The sequence below is a fragment of the Thermodesulfomicrobium sp. WS genome (genome assembly GCF_027925145.1).
Lineage (GTDB): Bacteria > Desulfobacterota > Desulfovibrionia > Desulfovibrionales > Desulfomicrobiaceae > Thermodesulfomicrobium.
Genome location: NZ_AP027130.1, coordinates 15,463 through 31,871 on the forward strand (window position 1 = coordinate 15,463; position 16,409 = coordinate 31,871).

A 16,409-nucleotide genomic window follows, 5' to 3' on the forward strand; every position below is an offset into this window, starting at 1 on the left:
GCCGCTCATGGATGCCCAGCGCCAATTCTTCGATGCCCGGGCCCACGACTGGGAGGCGCGCTGCTATCCTCCCGAGACGCGGGCCCGGCTGCAAGCCTTCCTGCCGAGCTGGCAGGTGGAGGCAGGGACCCATGTGCTGGACTTAGGCACCGGTCCGGGGGTGCTTTTGCCGTATCTCGCAGCCTACGGAGTGCGCGTGGTGGCTGTGGACATTTCCATGGCCATGCTCCAGCAGGCGGCGCGCAAGCCCATGGCCTCCGAGCTGGTGCAGGCCGACGCCCAACGGCTCCCCTTTGTGGACGCCACCTTCCATCAGGTCATCTGCTTTGCCGCCTTTCCCCATTTTCCCGACAAGGCGCAGGCGGCGCGGGAATGCGCCCGGGTGTTGCGGCCAGGGGGGAGCCTCGTCATCGCCCACCTCCTCTCCCGCGAAGAGTTGGCGCGGCACCACGGCCACCACGGGGCCGTGGCCGCAGACGTCCTCCCCGATGCCGCGGCCATGGAAGCCGTGCTGGCTGCAGCAGGGCTGCGTCTTATCGAGCTCGTTGACCAGCCAGGCCGCTATCTGGCACGGGCGCGACGTGAATCCGAGCCATCTTATCCTTCGTGACCTCGTCTGCCGCCTCGGGGACCAAGAGGCCGTCGGCGCGGTCAGCCTGGAGCTTGCCCCGGGCGAGCACGTCGCCCTTCTTGGCAGCAATGGTGCAGGCAAAAGCACCCTGCTGCGCGCCATCCTGGGCCTTGCCCCGGTGCATGCCGGCAGCATCCTCGTGGACGGCCGCCAGCAGCCCCGGCCCTGTCCTGCCTCCTGGGCCCGAACCATGGCCTGGATCCCCCAACGCCCGCCGCGGGGAGAAATTCCCTTTCCACTGCGGGAGCTCCTCGCCCATCCCCGGGCGTGGGCATGGGGAGAACGCCTGGGGCTTGGGGCGCTGCGAAACCGGCCGCTCTCGCAGCTCTCCGGGGGTGAACTGCAGCGGGCCTACGTAGCCCGGGCCCTTGGCCAGGTGGAGGCCGGCGCCGGGCTCCTCCTGGCCGACGAGCCCACCGCAGCCCTGGATTTTTCCGGCCAGAACGAAGTGGGGGAGATCCTCGCGGCGATTCCCGTCACCCTCCTGCTCGTCACCCATGACCCGGCCCAGGCCAAACGCTGCCAGCGCTGCCTCACCATGGCCCAAGGAAGGATCCGCAGCCCATGACCGACCTCCTGAGCCTCCTGAGTCTGCCCGCAGTGCTCCGCGGTCTGGTAGCCATGGTGGTATGCGGGATTTTCCTGCCCGTGGCAGGGGTGGCCATCGTGGCCCTCAACATCTATCCGTTGCGCTTCACCATCATGCACACGGCCCTCCTCGGCCTGGCGGTGGGCGGGTGGCTGGGCGCGCCACCGGTAGCCGTGGCCATGGTGCTGTGCGCCGCCACCGGAGCAGGGCTTGGCGCCCTGGCACCCTGCCCGCGCAGCGCGGCGGCGGCCATGGGGTTTCTCATGCCCGTGGTCATTGCCGTAGCCTTCCTCGTCTTGGCGGCCACCGGGGTCCATGCCACGGATGCCTTTGCCCTGCTGTGGGGATCGGTCCTGGTGGCGTCCTGGGGCGAAGTGGGGGTTCTCACCGCCGTGGGGGCAGGGATGCTGGGGCTTGCCTGCGCAGGGCGGCGCCAACTCGCCCTCTACCTCCTGGACCCGGAGCTCGCCTGGACAAGCGGGGTGGAAACCCGCCGCCTGGGCGCCCTCCTGCTGACGATCCTGGCCGTGGCCATGGCCGCTTCGGTACGCCTCACTGGGGCACTCCTCGTGGACGCCGTCACCATCCTGCCGGCCTTGACCGCCCGAGCCATGGCCACCAGCCTGACATCGATGACACTCCTGGCCATGGTCGCCGGCCTTACCGGAAATCTTTTGGGATTTGCTTTGGCCCTGGTGCTGGATATCCCGCCCGGGCCCATCCTCGTCATCACCGCAGGCGGACTCACCCTGGCTGCGCACCTCGTGCGCACCCCCATTCGAAGGAGACACCCATGATGCGCCGGACCACACTCCTCGGTTCACTGATGTTCCTGCTGATGGCCCTGCCTGCCCACGCCGGGGGCGTGGTGGCCTCCACCTCCTGGGCGGCGGCCATGGCGCGCGCCGCCGGCGCCACCGAGGTGCGGATCATCGCCCCGGAAGGACTCCAGCACCCGCCGGACTACGACCCCAAGCCTTCGGACCTCATGGCCATACGCCAAGCGCAGGTGGTGGTGTTCGGCGGTTTTGAAGGCTTTGCCGCCAAACTCCTGGAGGCCGCAGGGAGCTCGGCGCAGGTGGTGCGCCTGCATCTCTCCTACGACCCGCATACCGTGGAAACCGAAGTGCTGCGCCTCGGCGAGATCCTTGGCACTTCTCCCGCGGCCCAAGCCTTCGCGGCCCAATGGCGCACGGAAGTGGCTGCAGCGCAAGCCCGCTTGCGGCCTCTCGCCCGCGGCCGCACCTGCATCGCCCATGTCTTTTTCGCGCCCTGGGCCGAGCTCGCCGGCCTTCCGGTGCGCGATACCTTCGGTCCCAAGCCCCTCTCCATCCCCCAGCTCGGAAGACTCGCCGCGCTTCGGCCCGAATTTATCCTCGACAACGCCCACATGCCCCAGGCCCAAGCCTTGGCGGAAGCCACCGGCGCACGACGCATCGTCCTCGCCAACTTCCCCGGTCCCGGACAGGGATTGCTCGACGTCCTGCACGCCAATGCCGCGGCCCTGGAGCGCGCCCTGCAGGATTAGTCCGTACCCGCACAAGCACCTGCCACAGTACCGCGCACCCCGGATGCAAGCAGGGTGTCGACGAGCTCGGCCACCCCAGCGTCGGCGCATGCAGGCAGGCGCAGATCCGCCGTGGCCTGGGTCCGGGGCGCGGCATTGGCCACGGCCGCGGCCAAACCGCACAGGGCAAAGAGGTGGGCGTCGTTTTCGTTGTCCCCCACAGCGATGCTCGCCAAGACCGGCCAAGCTTGCTGGGAAAATATCCAGCGCGCCGCCGTGCCCTTGCCGCAGCCTGCCGGGAGAATCTCGAGGAAATGCCGGTCGCTGCGGCATACCTCACAGCCCGCCGCCGAGGCCACCTGCCGCACCTGGGCCTCGATCTGCGCCGCACCTTCTTCGAGCACCACGAGGAGCTTGAGGATGGGGCCGGAGAGCCTGGTGCCTGCAGGCACGAGCTCGCCGTAGCGGGCAAAGGCGGCGGAGTACGCCTCCTGCCACGCGCCTCGGGGCTCGATGCCCGCCACCCGGTACACCGCCACCCCCAGACCCAAGGCGCTCAAGGCTGCCACCAGGTCTTCGGCAAACTCCGGCAAGTGCGCCACCACTTCCACACCGCCAGGCCCCACGGCGCAGGTGCCGTTGGCCGCCACGTGCCAGCCGGAGAGCCCCCATTTTTGGGCATGCGCCCAGGTGCTCGCCGGGTGTTTGCCCGAGGCCAGGCTCACCCGACCGCCAGCCTCGAGGTAGCGGGCAAAGGCCGCCTGCACCGCTGGCGGGAGCTCTCCACCGGGGACAAGGAGGGTGTTGTCGATATCGCACACCAGCCACGGAAGCCCCCAGGCGTCCATGCAGGCGGCCCAAAACCGGCGCACTTCGGCCACCAGGCGCTGGGCGCGCCTTGCCTTGGCCTCGTTTCCCGGATGGCGTTCCACGATATCCCAAAAACGCTGCCCCAGGCTCACCCGGCCACCGATGCCGGCGGCGCGCCAATCGCACAGCGTCGTGGCCTCCACCAACCACGCGGCCTCAGCACGCGGCGCCCGCGCAGCGTAGGCCTGCCGGATTGCAGGTGGGAGGTGATCTCCCTCACCAGCCCGGGAGTGGCGCAGCACGGCCTCCACAATCCAGGGGTCCTCGCCGCACCGCTCCAAAAAGAGCGCCCCATCCAGGGGATGATAGCCGGTCTGCATCACGGCAGGTGCGTAGCCGATGTCATGGGCCAAGGCGGCGCGCGCAAGCTGCTGCGTGGCTGGGGACGAAAGCCCGAGCACGGCGGCCACATCCGCGGCAACACCGGCGGCGTCGCGCATGTGCTGCAAGCGGGCGGGATTGTCGGCAAAAAACACATCCAATTGCCCCTGCCATTTACATTTTTCCTGCACACGGCTATCCACGACGCCACTCCATTTGAGGTTTGCCATGAAATACTCGCTCTGCCTGCGCATCCTTGCCGCCATCTGCCGAAAGCTCTGGGCCGTGCTCCTTTTTCTCAGCCTCTTTGCCGCAAGCCACGTCCTCAACTTCGCCTGGCCCACTATCGCGCGCAGCGCCACCAGTCTTGCCGGGCTGATCCAGCAATTCCTCGCCCCCTAGCGCAGGAAAGAGCAACTGGCGCAGACGCACCGCCCGCCCCAACCGAAAAGGGTGCAGGGCGCAGGGCTCATGCACGCCCATGACGGCTCCTGCCGGACAGTCCGCCACATCTTCAACCGAACCCGCACACGCCAGACAAAACGCCCGCACCCGGGCCAAAAGCCGCGGAGCGCCTTCGTCCTCCGCCACCCCTTCGAGCGGGCACTCGCCACACCCAAGGGCCTGCACCCGGCCGCCCCGACACCAGGAACACATCCGCCGCACGGCCCGCAACACCACCGATGCTTGCTGCATGTCCGCCTCCTGCCGCGGTTGCTACCCCCTTTGCGGCCAAAGGCCAAGATCGCGCCAACCGCCCCCTCCACATGCCCCACAACAAAGCGTCCTGCAGAACGCCAGGCAGAAAAATACATACAACTATTTGTATTTTCATACTTTTATTTTTTTATCGATTATTGACCCAGGGTCACATTTTTCCTTGACACCTCCCCACCCCGGCGCATAGAGAGGCTTTCCATGAAGCGCGAAAACCTCCTCCAGAACCGCCGGTACTTTTTTTGGTACTTTTATGGAAACAGGGCCTGTGGTCTGGAGGGGCTGTCGTAGCGTTTACACATCACGAACATCCACCGAAGGGCCGCAGGCGCAAAGCCGGCGGCCCTTCGAGTTTTTCGGGCCGCCGGGGCCGGGCCCCAAACCAAGGAGGAGGCCATGAACCTGGGAAAAAGCGTTCGTTTGGAACGGATCTTCAACCGCAACACCGGCAAGACCATCATCGTGCCCTTGGACCACGGCACCACCGTGGGCCCCATCGCCGGCCTGGTAGACATGCGGGACACCATCAACAAGGTGGCTGAAGGCGGAGCCAACGCCGTCCTCATGCACAAGGGCCTGCCCCGCTGTTCCCACCGCGGCAAGGGCCGGGACGTGGGGCTCATCATCCACCTGTCCGCCAGCACCACCCTCTCGCCCTTCCCCAATGCCAAGACCCTGGTGGCCACCGTGGAAGACGGCCTGCGCCTGGGGGCGGACGCCGTGTCCGTACACCTCAATCTTGGCGACGAGACCGAGCGCGACATGCTGCGGGACGTGGGCGAAGTGTCCTCCCGGGCCGAATCCTGGGGCATGCCGCTTCTGGCCATGGTCTACGCCCGCGGCCCCAAAGTGAAATCCGAATGGGACCCGGCTACGGTAGCGCACTGCGCCCGGGTGGCCGAGGAATTGGGCGCAGATGTCGTGAAAGTCCCGTACACCGGGGATCCGGAGAGCTTTTCCCGGGTCACGGAAGCCTGCTGCATCCCGGTAGTCATCGCCGGCGGCCCCAAGATGGGCTCGGTGCGCGAAATCCTCCAGACCGCCCACGACAGCCTCAAGGCCGGCGGTTCCGGGCTTTCCATGGGCCGCAACATCTTCCAGGCCGAAGACCCCACCCGCTTGGTGCAGGCCCTGCACGCCGTAGTGCACCTGGACTACGACGTGGACCAGGCCCTCGCCCTCATGCACACCCCCAGCGCCTAAAGGACTCGCCATGCGCATCTACTTCGCTGCCCTGCCGTTTTGCAAAGACGAGGTCACCCTCGCCCTGGAATCCGGGGTGGACGGCGTCATCACCGACGCCGAGCACGTGCCGGTGGTCCAATCCCTGGCCAAAGGGGCGGTCCTGGACGCCGCAGACCTCCTGTGGGTGACCCTTGCCTCCAAGGACGACGAAGAAACGGCCGTGACCCAGGCCCTTGCCGGCAAGACCGTGATCCTGCGCGCCGGCTTCGAGATCATCCCGGTGGAGAACATCCTCGCCCAAACCCGAGAGGTGCTGGCCGAAGTGGAAAACGCCGAGCGGGCGCGGGTGGCGGCCGGCATCTTGGAATGCGGGGTGGCGGGGGTTGTGGTGCGGCCGGAAGCCGCAGCCGAGCTCAAGACCATCGTCACCGAGCTGCGCGAGCGCCTGGGACAGGAAACCTTGGTGGCAGCCACGATCACTGCCGTGGAGAACGCCGGCCTCGGGCACCGGGTGTGCGTGGACACCACCTCGCTCTTCACCACGGGCATGGGGCTTTTGGTGGGGAATTCCAGCGCCTTCACCTTTCTGGTGCATGCCGAGACCGAGGCCAACCCCTACGTGGCGCCGCGGCCTTTTCGCATCAATGCCGGCGCGGTGCACAGCTACTGCGTCATGCCCGAAGACCGCACCCGCTACCTGGAAGAACTGCGGCCCGGCGACGCGCTGATGGTCGTCCGCGCCGACGGCCGCACCCAACGGGCCACCGTCGGCCGGGTGAAGACCGAAATCCGCCCGATGCTGCGCATCGACGCCGAGGCCAGCGGCCAGCGCGGGACCATCTTCCTGCAAAACGCCGAGACCATCCGCCTCACCCGGCCGGACGGCACCCCGGTGAGCGTGGTGCAGCTTAGCCCCGGCGACCAGGTACTCTGCCGCCTGGATGCAGCAGGCCGGCATTTCGGCATGCGTATCTCCGAGGACATCCGCGAATGAACACCGAATCTGCCCTGACCTTGGAAGAACTGCGCCAGCGCATCGACGCCGTGGACGAGGCCATCGTCGCCCTGCTCCACGAACGGGCGAGCCTCAGCCGCCAGGTGGGCCAGCGCAAGAAAGACGGTGTCATCTTCCACCCGTTTCGGGAAAAGGAAGTCCTCGAGCGCCTGCTCTCTCTGCCCGGCGAGCACCTGCCCAAAGAGCATTTGCGCGCCATCTACCGCGAGATCCTCTCCTCTTCCCGCAGTCTGCAAGCCCCGCAGACCGTGGCCTATCTCGGTCCCGAAGGGACCTTCTCCCACCGCGCCGCCCTGGAGTACTTCGGCCACAGCGCCGAACTCCTCCCCCAGCCATCACTGGAGGCGGTATTCCGGGCCGTTGCCACAGACACCTGCCGGCTGGGCATCGTGCCCCTGGAAAATTCGCTCCACGGCTCGGTAGCCGAGACGCTGGACCTCTTCCTGCACCACGACACCCCCATCCTGGCCGAGGTCTTCTGCCGGGTTCGGCACGCCCTCCTGGGGCACCGCATGGAGACGGTGCGCCGGGTGCTCTCCCATCCCCAGGCCCTGGCCCAATGCGCCCAGTGGCTGCGCACCCACCTGCCCCACGCCCAGCTCATGGCTGTGGAGAGCACCGCAGCCGCAGCCCGAGCCGTCCACGACGACCCCGAGGCAGCGGCCATCGGCCATCCCGGCTTGGCAGGCCCCACGCTCGCCGTGCTCGCCACGGACATCCAGGATCTGGCGGACAATTGGACCCGGTTCGCCATCATCGGCCGCGAACCCGGCACTGCAGCCCAGCGGGACAAGACCTCGCTGCTCCTCACCCTGCCCGACCGGCCAGGCGCCCTGGCCGCGGTGCTGCGCATCCTCGCCGAGGCCGGGCTCAACCTCGCCAAGCTGGAGTCACGGCCGCTGCGCGCGGAAAAATGGAAGTACATCTTCTTCATGGACGTCGAGTCGGATCTGGGCGCGGAAAAATATGCCCAGACCCTGCGCCAGGTGGCCGAATGTTGCCATAGCCTGCGCGTGCTCGGAAGCTACCCTGCCGGCCCCCATCTTGACCCGTTGTGAGCACCCCATGATCACCATCCCTGCCCCGCCCTCCAAGTCCCAGACCCACCGCGCCTTCATCCTGGCGGCCCTGGCCGCAGGCGTCTCGCGGGTGCTGCGGCCCCTGGAGAGCGATGACACCCAGCGTACCCGCGATTGCCTGACCGCCTTGGGCGCCCGCATCCACCCCATCGAGGGCGGCTACCGCGTGGAAGCCATCCCGCCCGTCCGGCCGGCCCATCCGGTGGAGCTCGCCGTGGGGGAGTCCGGCACCACCTGCCGCCTCATCACCGCGGTAGCCGCAGCCCTCCCCGGTACGTACCGGATCTCGGGTGCAGGGCGCATGCACCTGCGGCCCATCGCCCCCCTCACCGACGCCCTGGAACGCCTCGGCGTCGGCGTCCACTTCGAAGGCGCCCCGGGCTGCCCGCCCCTGCGCCTGACTTCGCGCGGGTTTCTCCAAAGCCACACCGCCCTCGATGTTGCCGAAAGCAGCCAATATCTCTCGGCCCTGCTTCTGGCCGCGCCGCTGAGCCCCCAAGGGCTTACCGTGGATATCACCAGCGCCGCCATTGCCTCCTGGCCCTACGCCCACCTCACCCTGGAGGCCATGGCCCAGGCTGGGGTCCCGGTCACCATCAGCCAGCGTCAGGGACACGGGTTCGCGCCGCTTTCGCCCGCAGCAGTCCCCCAAGCACCGGCACAAACCCTGCGCTTTTGCGTGCCCGCCGGCCACAGCTACCGCGCCGGGGATTTTCTCGTGGAAGGCGATTGGTCCAGCGCCTCGTATTTCCTCGCTGCCGGCATACTCGGGCAGGTACCGGTGGCGGTCACCGGGCTGCGTCCCCAATCCTTGCAGGCGGACCGGGCGCTTGTGGATATCCTCAATACCATGGGCGGCCGGGTGGAGGTGCGCGAAGATCGCGTCACGGCCTATCCCAGCCGCCTGCACGGTGCGGAGCTGTCCATGGGCGCGTGCCCGGACATCGTGCCCACCGTGGCCATGCTTGCGGCCGCCGCCCACGGCACGACCCGCATCCGCGACGCCGCGCATCTGCGCCTCAAGGAAAGCGACCGCATCGCCGCCGTGGTGGACGGACTTACCCGCCTGGGGGTTTGCGCGCAGCCAACACCCGACGGCATGATCATCCATGGGGGGATCCAGAATACCTCCCCGGTGGAGCTGGCCACCTTCGGCGACCACCGCCTGGCCATGAGCCTCTGCCTGGCGGAGCTCTTGGGGGCGCGGCCCATGCTCGACACCCCTGGCTGCGTGGCCAAGTCCTTCCCCCACTTTTGGGAGCTGTGGGAAACGGTGCGCCGCGCCAATGCGGAGGAGCATCGTGCCTAGACGGACTTCCCTCGTGATCCTCGGCGCCCGCGGCCGCATGGGGCAAAGGCTCTCCCGGGACTTTGCCCAGGCCGGATTCTCCGTGGCCGGATTTGACCTCCCCTTGGACCGCGCGCGCCTGCATGCCGCCGTGGCCGCAGCCCGCTTCGTCGTCCTTGCCGTGCCCGTGGCTGCCGTGGCCGAGGCCACCGCCCTCGTGGCGCCGGCACTTTCCGAAGACACCATCCTCATGGACATCACCTCGGTGAAGGTCCTGCCCTTGCAGCAGATGCTCGGCGCCACCACCACCCCGGTGGTGGGGCTCCACCCGCTTTTTGGCCCCGACACCCAAGCGCCCCTGCGGGTGGCGGTGGTCCCCGGCCGGGGCGACGAGGCCGCCTGCGCAGCCGAAACGCTCCTCAAGGATGCCGGCTACGCCCCGTTTCGTACCACGGCCAGCGCCCATGACCAGGCCATGGCCTACATCCAAGGGCTCAATTTTCTGACCACCGTGGCCTATCTCTGCGCCACGCCGGACCTCGATCTCACGCCGTACCTCACCCCGTCTTTTGGCCGCCGCATGGAGGCTGCCGCCAAATTGGTGGGCGAGGACGCGGCCCTTTTTTCCACCTTGGTGGAGGCCAATCCCTTCTCCCTGGAGGCCGCGCGCCGCTTCCGCAGCTACCTCAACCTCACCGCCAGCGGAGACCTGGAACTGGCGACCCGCAAGGCCGAAGCCATGCTGTGGTGGTGGCGCACGACGACTTCCTCGGGAGGGCCGTAAGGCTTTGGTCCTGGTTGATACCCATGGCCGGCCGGTTCCTCCCGAGGAGCCGGCCTTTGTTTTTCCCTTCAACCCTGGAGAATACCATGCCGCATAACCCCCCGCCTCTGCGCCAACGCGGTGCGTGGCTGCCTGCCGACACCCAAACCCCCATCTCGCTCTACCTCCACATGGTGCAGCGCAAGCCGGGCATCCTTCTCGAGAGTAGCGAAGTGGACGGGCGGCTCGGCCGCTACAGTCTCATTGCCTGGGATTTTCGCCTGGTACTCACCTGTGCCCAGGGCCGGCTGGCGGTGCGCGTCAATGACCCGCTCCTGGGACCCCTGCGAGAGCTCCACGGCCTGCCTTTTGTGGAGGGTGTACGCGCCGCGCAAGCGGCCATCGCCATCCTGCCGCCCGAAGCAGGGCTGCCGGCCATGACCCGCTCGCTCATCGGCTATTTCGGCTACACCGCGGCAGGGCTTCTAGAACCCGCCGTGGCGGACATCCTGCCCCCACAGCAGGCCCAGGCCTGCCTCGTGCTGCCGGGCCGCCAGATCCTCTTCGACCATCTGCGGCACCGCTGCCTCACACTGGCCCTGGAGGAAGATCCCGTGCCTCCCATCTGTGGCCGCCCGCTCACCCCCGAGCCTGCGCGCCTGGGCCCGGTGACCACCACCCCGGACCGCGAGCAATTCCTCGCCAGTGTCCGCCGCACCAAGGAGGCCATCCAGGCCGGTGAAGCCATCCAGGTGGTCCTCTCCACCCGCTTCTCGGCGCCGTTTTCCGGCTCGCCCTTCGAGGTCTACCGCTCCCTGCGCCGGGTCAACCCGTCGCCCTACACCTTCTACATGGCCCTATCCCCGGACTTCACCCTGCTCGGGTCCTCGCCCGAACTCTTGGTGCGCTCCCAGAAAGGCCGCCTGGAGCTTCGGCCCATCGCCGGCACCCGGCCGCGCGGGGCCACGGTGAGCGAGGACGAAGCCTTGGCCCGGGAGCTTCTGGCCGACGAAAAAGAACGCGCCGAACACGTCATGCTGGTGGACCTGGGGCGCAACGACCTCGGACGCATCGCCGCCCCCGGATCAGTGCAGGTGGACGCCACCATGGAAGTGGAGCGCTTCTCCCACGTCATGCACCTCACCTCCTACCTCTCGGCCACCCTCAAGCCGAACCTCACGGCCCTCGACGTCCTCGCCGCAGTGTTCCCCGCCGGCACCGTCTCCGGGGCACCGAAAATCCGGGCCATGCAGCTCATCCACGACGAAGAACCCCTGCCCCGGGGCCCCTACGCCGGATGTATCGGCTGGATGGGCCTGGGCGACGAAGCCGCAGACATGGATACCGGCATCACCATCCGCTCCCTGTGGGTGCAGGGCGGCCAGATCCATTGGCAGGCCGGAGCCGGTATCGTCTTCGACTCCGACCCCGAAAACGAATGGCAGGAATGCCACAACAAGGCCCGGGCCATCCTGACGGCCGTCAACGACACCGGAGGCAGCGATGTTTTTGCTGATCGACAACTTTGACTCGTTTACCTTCAACCTGGTGCAGGTCTTCCAAGGTTTGGGCGTCGAACCCTTGGTGCTGCGCAACACAGAAACGCAGCTCCTTGAGCTTGCCACAGATCCACGGCTGAGCGCCGTGGTGCTCTCCCCCGGTCCCAGCCACCCGGGCAACACGGGCCTGTGTCTCCGCTTTCTGGATCTGGTGCCCCAGCAGGTGCCCATCCTCGGGGTCTGCCTCGGGCACCAGACCCTGGCCCATCACGCCGGCGCCACCGTGGGCAGGGCCCGGCGCATCATGCACGGCAAGACTTCCCTCGTGACCCACGACGGCACCGGGCTCTTTGCGGGCCTGCCCAACCCCGTGGAAGTGGGCCGCTACCACTCCCTGGCCATCCTCGAGGACCAACCGCTCCCCTTTACCGTCACCGCCCGGGCCGATGACGGAGAAATCATGGGCATCGCCTTTGCCGACCGCCCCTGGGTGGGGGTCCAGTTCCATCCCGAATCCGTCCTCACCCCCCATGGCCCGAAACTTCTTGCCAACTTCCTTGCCATGATCCGGAGGTAACCATGTCCATCGCCCCCATTCTCGAAACCCTGCTTGCCGGCCACGACCTGGACTTTGCCACCGCCTCGGCCGTGTTCGCCGATCTCTTGGACGGACGCCTGTCCGAAGGCCAGGCCGCGGCCCTGCTCATCGCCCTGCGCAGCAAAGGCGAATCCGCCACCGAGCTGGCCGCTGCCGCCACCGCCGCCTTGGCGCGCGCCCACCTCGTGGAGGGGCTTCCCTCCCCGCGCATGGATACCTGCGGCACCGGCGGCGACGGTCGTCAGAGTTTCAATTGCTCCACCGCCGTGGCCCTGTTTCTCGCCGACATGGGCTACACCATAGTGAAACACGGCAACCGGGCGGTATCCAGCTCCTGCGGCAGCGCCGACATCGTCGAGGCCCTGGGCCTTCCCATGGCGCAGGATCCACATGAGGTCGCCGCCGCTGCCCGCACCGATCGCTTCGTGTTCCTCTTTGCCCCGCATTTCCATCCCGCCTTTGCCCGCATCGCCCCCTTGCGCCGCGCCCTCGGGGTGCGCACCCTTTTCAATCTCTTAGGACCACTCATCAACCCCGCACGGCCCACACACCAGATCCTGGGGGTCCCAGAAGAACGTCTGGTCCCCATCATGAGCGCCGCCCTGGCCCAGATCGGCGTCCAGCACGCCGCCGTGGTGCACGGCGCCGGAGGCTTTGACGAACTGACCCCCTGCGGTCCCGGTCATGTGGCCTGGGTGCAGAACGGCGCCGTGCGGGAGGAAGTCATCCATCCAAAATCCCTGGGCTTTGAGTATTTTCCTCCCACAAGCCTCTCCTGCACAGGCAAAGAAGACGCCCTCGATCTCCAACGACGCGTGCTCACTGGCCAAGGTCCCGCACCATTGCAGGCCATGGTGGCCCTCAACTTGGGGCTTGCCCTGCATCTGCTCGAAGACCTGCCCCTCGCCGAAGCCATGGCCAAGGCCCGGACCAAGGTGTCTCAAGGGATCTTACGGGAGGTGCCCCATGCTTGAGCGCTTCCGTGCGGCCAAACAGGCGGAAATCGCTGCCCTGCATGCCGCCGAGGCCGCCGGCACCCTTGCCCCCCTCTGGACCGCAGCACGCCCCAGTCTTGCCGAAGCCATCGCCACGGCCCGCGCCACGGGACGCAGTGCCATCATCGCCGAATACAAGCGCGCCTCACCCAGCCAGGGCTGCATCCGCACGGACCTCACCGCCCGCGAGGTCTGCAGCCAGTACGCCGGCGCCGGGGCCTGCGCCCTCTCCATCCTCACGGAAGAGCGCTTCTTCCAGGGAAGCCTCGCCTTCCTCCACGACGCCGCGCCCTTGGGGCTGCCCATGCTGCGCAAGGACTTCATCCTCGACCCCCTGCAGGTGCGCGCCACCGCCGCCACCCCGGCCAGCGCCGTGCTCCTCGTGACGCGCATGCTCTCGGACGCCGCCCTGGCGGCCTGCCTTGAGATTGCCCAAGAAACCGGGCTCGAGGCCGTGGTGGAGGTCTTCGACCACGCCGACCTTCACCGGACGCTCGCGGCCCAGGCGCGCATCATCCAGGTCAACGCCCGGGATCTGGACACCCTGGCCGTGGACCTAGGTCGCAGCCGCGCCCTGGTGCGGGAAAAATCCCCGGGACAGATTTGGATCGCCGCCAGCGGCATCACCTGCCGGGAAGACGTGCTGCGCCTGGAGGATGCGGGTTTCGACGCCGCCCTGGTGGGCACGAGTCTCATGCGCGCCCCTGACCCTGGGGCGGCCCTGCGCCAACTGCTGGGGGAGCCATGATCGTCAAAGTCTGTGGACTTGCCCGCGAGGAAGATGTGCGCCTGTGCCAGACACTTGGGGTGGACATGGTGGGATTTATCTTCCATCCCCAAAGCCCGCGGCAGGTGGACCCGGCCTGGGTGGGGAGCATTGCCACCTCCTGCCGCAAGGTCGGGGTGTTCACGGTGCAGGATACCGCCACCATCGCCCGCATGGCGGCCGAGGCGCGGCTCGATATGCTCCAGCTCCATGGCCCATACCCGCCTGCGAGTGGAGACGCCCTCGGCCCGGAGCGCGTCATCGCCGTGCTCTGGCCGGAAGGCTTTTCCACGCCGCAGGCATTCCTCGGCGCGGCCGCCTCCTGGCAGGGGCATTGCCGCTTCCTGCTCCTCGATGCCGGGCGCTGCGGCGGTGGCCACGGCCGGGCCTTGCGGCTCCCCTGGACGCTCCCCGCCCTTCCTCTCCCCTGGATCCTGGCCGGCGGCCTTGGCCCGGAGACCATCGCCGCCGCGTGCGCCCTCCGCCCAGACGGGGTGGACCTCAACTCCGGGGTGGAGGCCCGTCCCGGCGTCAAGGACGCCGCCAAACTCCGTCAGACCCTCAACCACCTGCGAGGTTGTCCATGATTCTTCCCCGTCATTTCGGCCCCTTTGGCGGCCGCTACGTGCCGGAGATGCTCATCCCGGCCCTGGACCAACTGGAAGCCGCCTTTGTGCAGGCGCACAGCGACCCGGCATTTCACGCCGAATTCCAGCGCTTGCTGACCTGCTACTGCGGCCGGCCCACGCCGCTCTACCCGGCGGAAAACCTCACCCGACACCTGGGCGGCTGCCAGGTGTTCCTGAAGCTGGAGAGCCTCAACCACACCGGCGCGCACAAGATCACCAACGCCCTCGGCCAAGCCCTGCTTGCCCGACGCATGGGCAAGACCCGGCTCATCGCCGAGACCGGGGCCGGCCAGCACGGCCTGGCCACAGCCACGGTGGCTGCCCGCTGCGGCATGCAGTGCACGGTGTTCATGGGCGAGGTGGACGTGGCCCGCCAATATCCCAATGTCTTTGCCATGCGCCTTTTGGGGGCCGACGTCGTCCCCGTGGCCGACGGCACCCGCACCCTCAAGGACGCGGTCAACGCCGCCCTCAAGGATTGGATCCAGCATCTGGACTCCACCCACTACGTGCTGGGGTCCGCCCTGGGGCCGCATCCGTATCCCACCGTGGTGCGGGAGTTCCAATCGGTCATCGGTCGGGAGGTGGCGGCGCAACTGGAAACCCAGACCGGCCGGCGGCCAGGTCACCTGGTGGCCTGCGTGGGCGGCGGGTCCAACTCCATGGGGCTCTTCGCCCCCTTCCTTGGAGATCCCAGCGTGCGCCTCTACGGCGCCGAGGCCGGCGGCCGGGGCCCCAACCCCGGGGACCACGCAGCCCGGCTCCAGGGGCAGCCCAAGGCCGGCATCGTCCAAGGGTACAAGAGCTACTTCCTCCAGGACGACCACGGCCAGGTGCAGGGCACCCACTCCATCTCCGCCGGGCTCGACTACGCCGGCATCGGGCCCGAGCTCGCCTGGCTCTTTGACCAGGGCCGGGTAGCCTTCACCCCCATCCCGGATGCCGAGGCCCTGGCCGCCTACCAGCTGCTGGCACGCCTCGAGGGCATCATCCCGGCGCTGGAATCCTCCCACGCCGTGGCTCTGGCCATGCGTCTGGCCCCGAGCCTGCCCCCGGAGGACATCATGGTGGTCAATATCTCCGGCCGCGGCGACAAAGACCTCTTCATCACCGCCCGCGCCCTGGACGCCGAACGGTGGATTTCCTTTCTGCAAAGCGAGGTGGAACGTGACCAATAAACTCGATGCCGTGCTGGCGGCGGCCCACGGGCATATCCAACTCATGACCCACGTGGTGGCCGGATACCCGGATCTGGACACCGGACTGCGCCTGGTGCGTGCCATGGCGGCCTGCGGGGTGCGCATCATCGAGATCCAAATCCCCTTCACCGACCCTTTGGCCGACGGCCCCACCATCATGGCCGCCAACCAGGCGGCCCTGGATGCAGGCATGACCCCGGAGGACGCCCTGGCCTGGGCAGGAGCGGTGGCGGCGGCCCTCCCCGAGGTGGCCGTGCTCGTCATGACGTATGCCAACGTGCCCTATGCCATGGGCATGGAGGAGTTTCTGCGGCGCTGCGCGGCGAGAAACATCCAGGGAGTCATCATCCCGGATTTACCGGTGGACGAGCCCGAAGGCGACTACGCCGCCATGGCGCGGCGCCTGGGCCTCCATCCCGTCATGGTGATCTCCCCGGACACCCCGGAAAAACGTCTCGAGCTCCTGCTCCCCCAGGCATCCGGGCTCCTCTACACCACCCTCAAGGTGGGCATCACCGGCGCAAGTTCCGACCTCTGCCCCGAAGCCCTCGCCTATCTCCAGAGCCTTGGCCGCCGCACGCACCTCCCCATTGCCGCGGGCTTCGGCATCAGTCAGCCCCGGCATGTGGCAGCCCTGGCGGGACGCGCCCAGGTGGCGGTGGTGGGAAGCCACGTGCTCAGCCTCCTGAACCACGGCGGCATCCCGGCTGTGGAGGCGTTTTTGCGCGCCTGCATGGCATGATCCAAGGCGGGGCCTC

At 68.0% G+C, this 16,409-nt stretch carries 18 protein-coding genes; 17 read left to right on the forward strand and 1 reads right to left on the reverse strand.

Going from position 1 to position 16,409, the window contains the following annotated elements:
- Positions 1-7: 7 nt before the first annotated feature.
- The 4 genes from QMF81_RS00070 to QMF81_RS00085 are packed head-to-tail and all read left to right on the forward strand — an operon-like array spanning position 8 to position 2,748.
- Positions 8-610: a class I SAM-dependent methyltransferase gene (locus QMF81_RS00070; RefSeq protein ID WP_281750921.1), complete on the forward strand. Its 603-nt coding sequence runs from the start codon at positions 8-10 to the stop codon at positions 608-610.
- Entirely contained in the window at positions 582-1,199 is a 618-nt protein-coding gene (locus tag QMF81_RS00075) for an ATP-binding cassette domain-containing protein (RefSeq protein ID WP_281750922.1), read from the forward strand. Before QMF81_RS00070 ends, QMF81_RS00075 begins: the two co-directional genes overlap by 29 nt.
- Positions 1,196-2,017 carry a metal ABC transporter permease gene (locus QMF81_RS00080; RefSeq protein ID WP_281750923.1) on the forward strand — a complete coding sequence of 274 codons (822 nt, stop codon included), beginning with the start codon at positions 1,196-1,198 and terminating at the stop codon, positions 2,015-2,017. The genes QMF81_RS00075 and QMF81_RS00080 overlap by 4 nt, the downstream gene beginning before the upstream one ends.
- A complete protein-coding gene (locus QMF81_RS00085) occupies positions 2,014-2,748 on the forward strand; it encodes a zinc ABC transporter substrate-binding protein (RefSeq protein WP_281750924.1) in 735 nt (244 codons plus the stop codon). Before QMF81_RS00080 ends, QMF81_RS00085 begins: the two co-directional genes overlap by 4 nt.
- On the opposite strand, the gene QMF81_RS00090 is transcribed toward QMF81_RS00085, so the two are convergent.
- A complete protein-coding gene (locus QMF81_RS00090; RefSeq protein ID WP_281750925.1) occupies positions 2,745-4,148 on the reverse strand; it encodes an HAD-IIB family hydrolase in 1,404 nt (467 codons plus the stop codon). The two genes, QMF81_RS00085 and QMF81_RS00090, sit on opposite strands and share 4 nt — an antisense overlap.
- Here QMF81_RS00090 and QMF81_RS00095 point away from each other — a divergent pair.
- The 13 genes from QMF81_RS00095 to trpA all read left to right on the forward strand — a co-directional run bounded on the left by QMF81_RS00095 (position 4,147) and on the right by trpA (position 16,393).
- The gene (locus QMF81_RS00095) at positions 4,147-4,320 is read left to right on the forward strand and encodes a hypothetical protein (protein WP_281750926.1); all 174 of its coding nucleotides are present in this window, start codon (positions 4,147-4,149) and stop codon (positions 4,318-4,320) included. The genes QMF81_RS00090 and QMF81_RS00095 overlap by 2 nt on opposite strands.
- A gap of 711 nt (positions 4,321-5,031) precedes the next feature.
- Complete coding sequence (locus QMF81_RS00100) at positions 5,032-5,838, forward strand: 2-amino-3,7-dideoxy-D-threo-hept-6-ulosonate synthase (RefSeq protein ID WP_281750927.1); 807 nt, start codon at positions 5,032-5,034, stop codon at positions 5,836-5,838.
- A 10-nt stretch (positions 5,839-5,848) separates the two neighbouring features.
- Complete coding sequence (locus tag QMF81_RS00105) at positions 5,849-6,814, forward strand: 3-dehydroquinate synthase II (protein WP_281750928.1); 966 nt, start codon at positions 5,849-5,851, stop codon at positions 6,812-6,814.
- Positions 6,811-7,893: a prephenate dehydratase gene (gene pheA, locus QMF81_RS00110; RefSeq protein ID WP_281750929.1), complete on the forward strand. Its 1,083-nt coding sequence runs from the start codon at positions 6,811-6,813 to the stop codon at positions 7,891-7,893. Before QMF81_RS00105 ends, pheA begins: the two co-directional genes overlap by 4 nt.
- 7 nt (positions 7,894-7,900) lie before the next feature.
- Positions 7,901-9,223 (forward strand): 3-phosphoshikimate 1-carboxyvinyltransferase, encoded by a 1,323-nt coding sequence (gene aroA, locus QMF81_RS00115; protein WP_281750930.1) that lies wholly within the window; start codon positions 7,901-7,903, stop codon positions 9,221-9,223.
- A complete protein-coding gene (locus QMF81_RS00120; RefSeq protein WP_281750931.1) occupies positions 9,216-9,986 on the forward strand; it encodes a prephenate dehydrogenase/arogenate dehydrogenase family protein in 771 nt (256 codons plus the stop codon). Before aroA ends, QMF81_RS00120 begins: the two co-directional genes overlap by 8 nt.
- Positions 9,987-10,072: 86 nt before the next feature.
- Positions 10,073-11,494, forward strand: a complete 1,422-nt coding sequence (locus tag QMF81_RS00125) for an anthranilate synthase component I family protein (RefSeq protein ID WP_281750932.1) — start codon at positions 10,073-10,075, stop codon at positions 11,492-11,494.
- Positions 11,469-12,041 carry an aminodeoxychorismate/anthranilate synthase component II gene (locus QMF81_RS00130; RefSeq protein WP_281750933.1) on the forward strand — a complete coding sequence of 191 codons (573 nt, stop codon included), beginning with the start codon at positions 11,469-11,471 and terminating at the stop codon, positions 12,039-12,041. The genes QMF81_RS00125 and QMF81_RS00130 overlap by 26 nt, the downstream gene beginning before the upstream one ends.
- 2 nt (positions 12,042-12,043) lie before the next feature.
- Positions 12,044-13,036 (forward strand): anthranilate phosphoribosyltransferase, encoded by a 993-nt coding sequence (trpD, locus tag QMF81_RS00135; protein ID WP_281750934.1) that lies wholly within the window; start codon positions 12,044-12,046, stop codon positions 13,034-13,036.
- The gene (locus tag QMF81_RS00140) at positions 13,029-13,805 is read left to right on the forward strand and encodes an indole-3-glycerol-phosphate synthase (protein ID WP_281750935.1); all 777 of its coding nucleotides are present in this window, start codon (positions 13,029-13,031) and stop codon (positions 13,803-13,805) included. The genes trpD and QMF81_RS00140 overlap by 8 nt, the downstream gene beginning before the upstream one ends.
- A complete protein-coding gene (locus tag QMF81_RS00145; RefSeq protein WP_281750936.1) occupies positions 13,802-14,410 on the forward strand; it encodes a phosphoribosylanthranilate isomerase in 609 nt (202 codons plus the stop codon). Before QMF81_RS00140 ends, QMF81_RS00145 begins: the two co-directional genes overlap by 4 nt.
- The gene (gene trpB, locus QMF81_RS00150) at positions 14,407-15,630 is read left to right on the forward strand and encodes a tryptophan synthase subunit beta (RefSeq protein ID WP_281750937.1); all 1,224 of its coding nucleotides are present in this window, start codon (positions 14,407-14,409) and stop codon (positions 15,628-15,630) included. The genes QMF81_RS00145 and trpB overlap by 4 nt, the downstream gene beginning before the upstream one ends.
- Positions 15,620-16,393, forward strand: a complete 774-nt coding sequence (trpA, locus tag QMF81_RS00155; protein ID WP_281750938.1) for a tryptophan synthase subunit alpha — start codon at positions 15,620-15,622, stop codon at positions 16,391-16,393. Before trpB ends, trpA begins: the two co-directional genes overlap by 11 nt.
- The last annotated feature ends 16 nt before the right edge of the window (positions 16,394-16,409 follow it).

What these genes read in the sequence shown, in the direction of transcription:
- QMF81_RS00070 (WP_281750921.1), top strand. Translation starts at nt 8, where the DNA reads ATGGATGCCCAGCGCCAATTCTTCGATGCCCGGGCCCACGACTGGGAG.
- QMF81_RS00080 (WP_281750923.1), top strand. Translation starts at nt 1,196, where the DNA reads ATGACCGACCTCCTGAGCCTCCTGAGTCTGCCCGCAGTGCTCCGCGGT.
- QMF81_RS00085 (WP_281750924.1), top strand. Translation starts at nt 2,014, where the DNA reads ATGATGCGCCGGACCACACTCCTCGGTTCACTGATGTTCCTGCTGATG.
- QMF81_RS00095 (WP_281750926.1), top strand. Translation starts at nt 4,147, where the DNA reads ATGAAATACTCGCTCTGCCTGCGCATCCTTGCCGCCATCTGCCGAAAG.
- QMF81_RS00090 (WP_281750925.1), bottom strand. Translation starts at nt 4,148, where the DNA reads ATGGCAAACCTCAAATGGAGTGGCGTCGTGGATAGCCGTGTGCAGGAA.
- QMF81_RS00100 (WP_281750927.1), top strand. Translation starts at nt 5,032, where the DNA reads ATGAACCTGGGAAAAAGCGTTCGTTTGGAACGGATCTTCAACCGCAAC.
- QMF81_RS00105 (WP_281750928.1), top strand. Translation starts at nt 5,849, where the DNA reads ATGCGCATCTACTTCGCTGCCCTGCCGTTTTGCAAAGACGAGGTCACC.
- pheA (WP_281750929.1), top strand. Translation starts at nt 6,811, where the DNA reads ATGAACACCGAATCTGCCCTGACCTTGGAAGAACTGCGCCAGCGCATC.
- aroA (WP_281750930.1), top strand. Translation starts at nt 7,901, where the DNA reads ATGATCACCATCCCTGCCCCGCCCTCCAAGTCCCAGACCCACCGCGCC.
- QMF81_RS00125 (WP_281750932.1), top strand. Translation starts at nt 10,073, where the DNA reads ATGCCGCATAACCCCCCGCCTCTGCGCCAACGCGGTGCGTGGCTGCCT.
- QMF81_RS00130 (WP_281750933.1), top strand. Translation starts at nt 11,469, where the DNA reads ATGTTTTTGCTGATCGACAACTTTGACTCGTTTACCTTCAACCTGGTG.
- trpD (WP_281750934.1), top strand. Translation starts at nt 12,044, where the DNA reads ATGTCCATCGCCCCCATTCTCGAAACCCTGCTTGCCGGCCACGACCTG.
- QMF81_RS00140 (WP_281750935.1), top strand. Translation starts at nt 13,029, where the DNA reads ATGCTTGAGCGCTTCCGTGCGGCCAAACAGGCGGAAATCGCTGCCCTG.
- QMF81_RS00145 (WP_281750936.1), top strand. Translation starts at nt 13,802, where the DNA reads ATGATCGTCAAAGTCTGTGGACTTGCCCGCGAGGAAGATGTGCGCCTG.
- trpB (WP_281750937.1), top strand. Translation starts at nt 14,407, where the DNA reads ATGATTCTTCCCCGTCATTTCGGCCCCTTTGGCGGCCGCTACGTGCCG.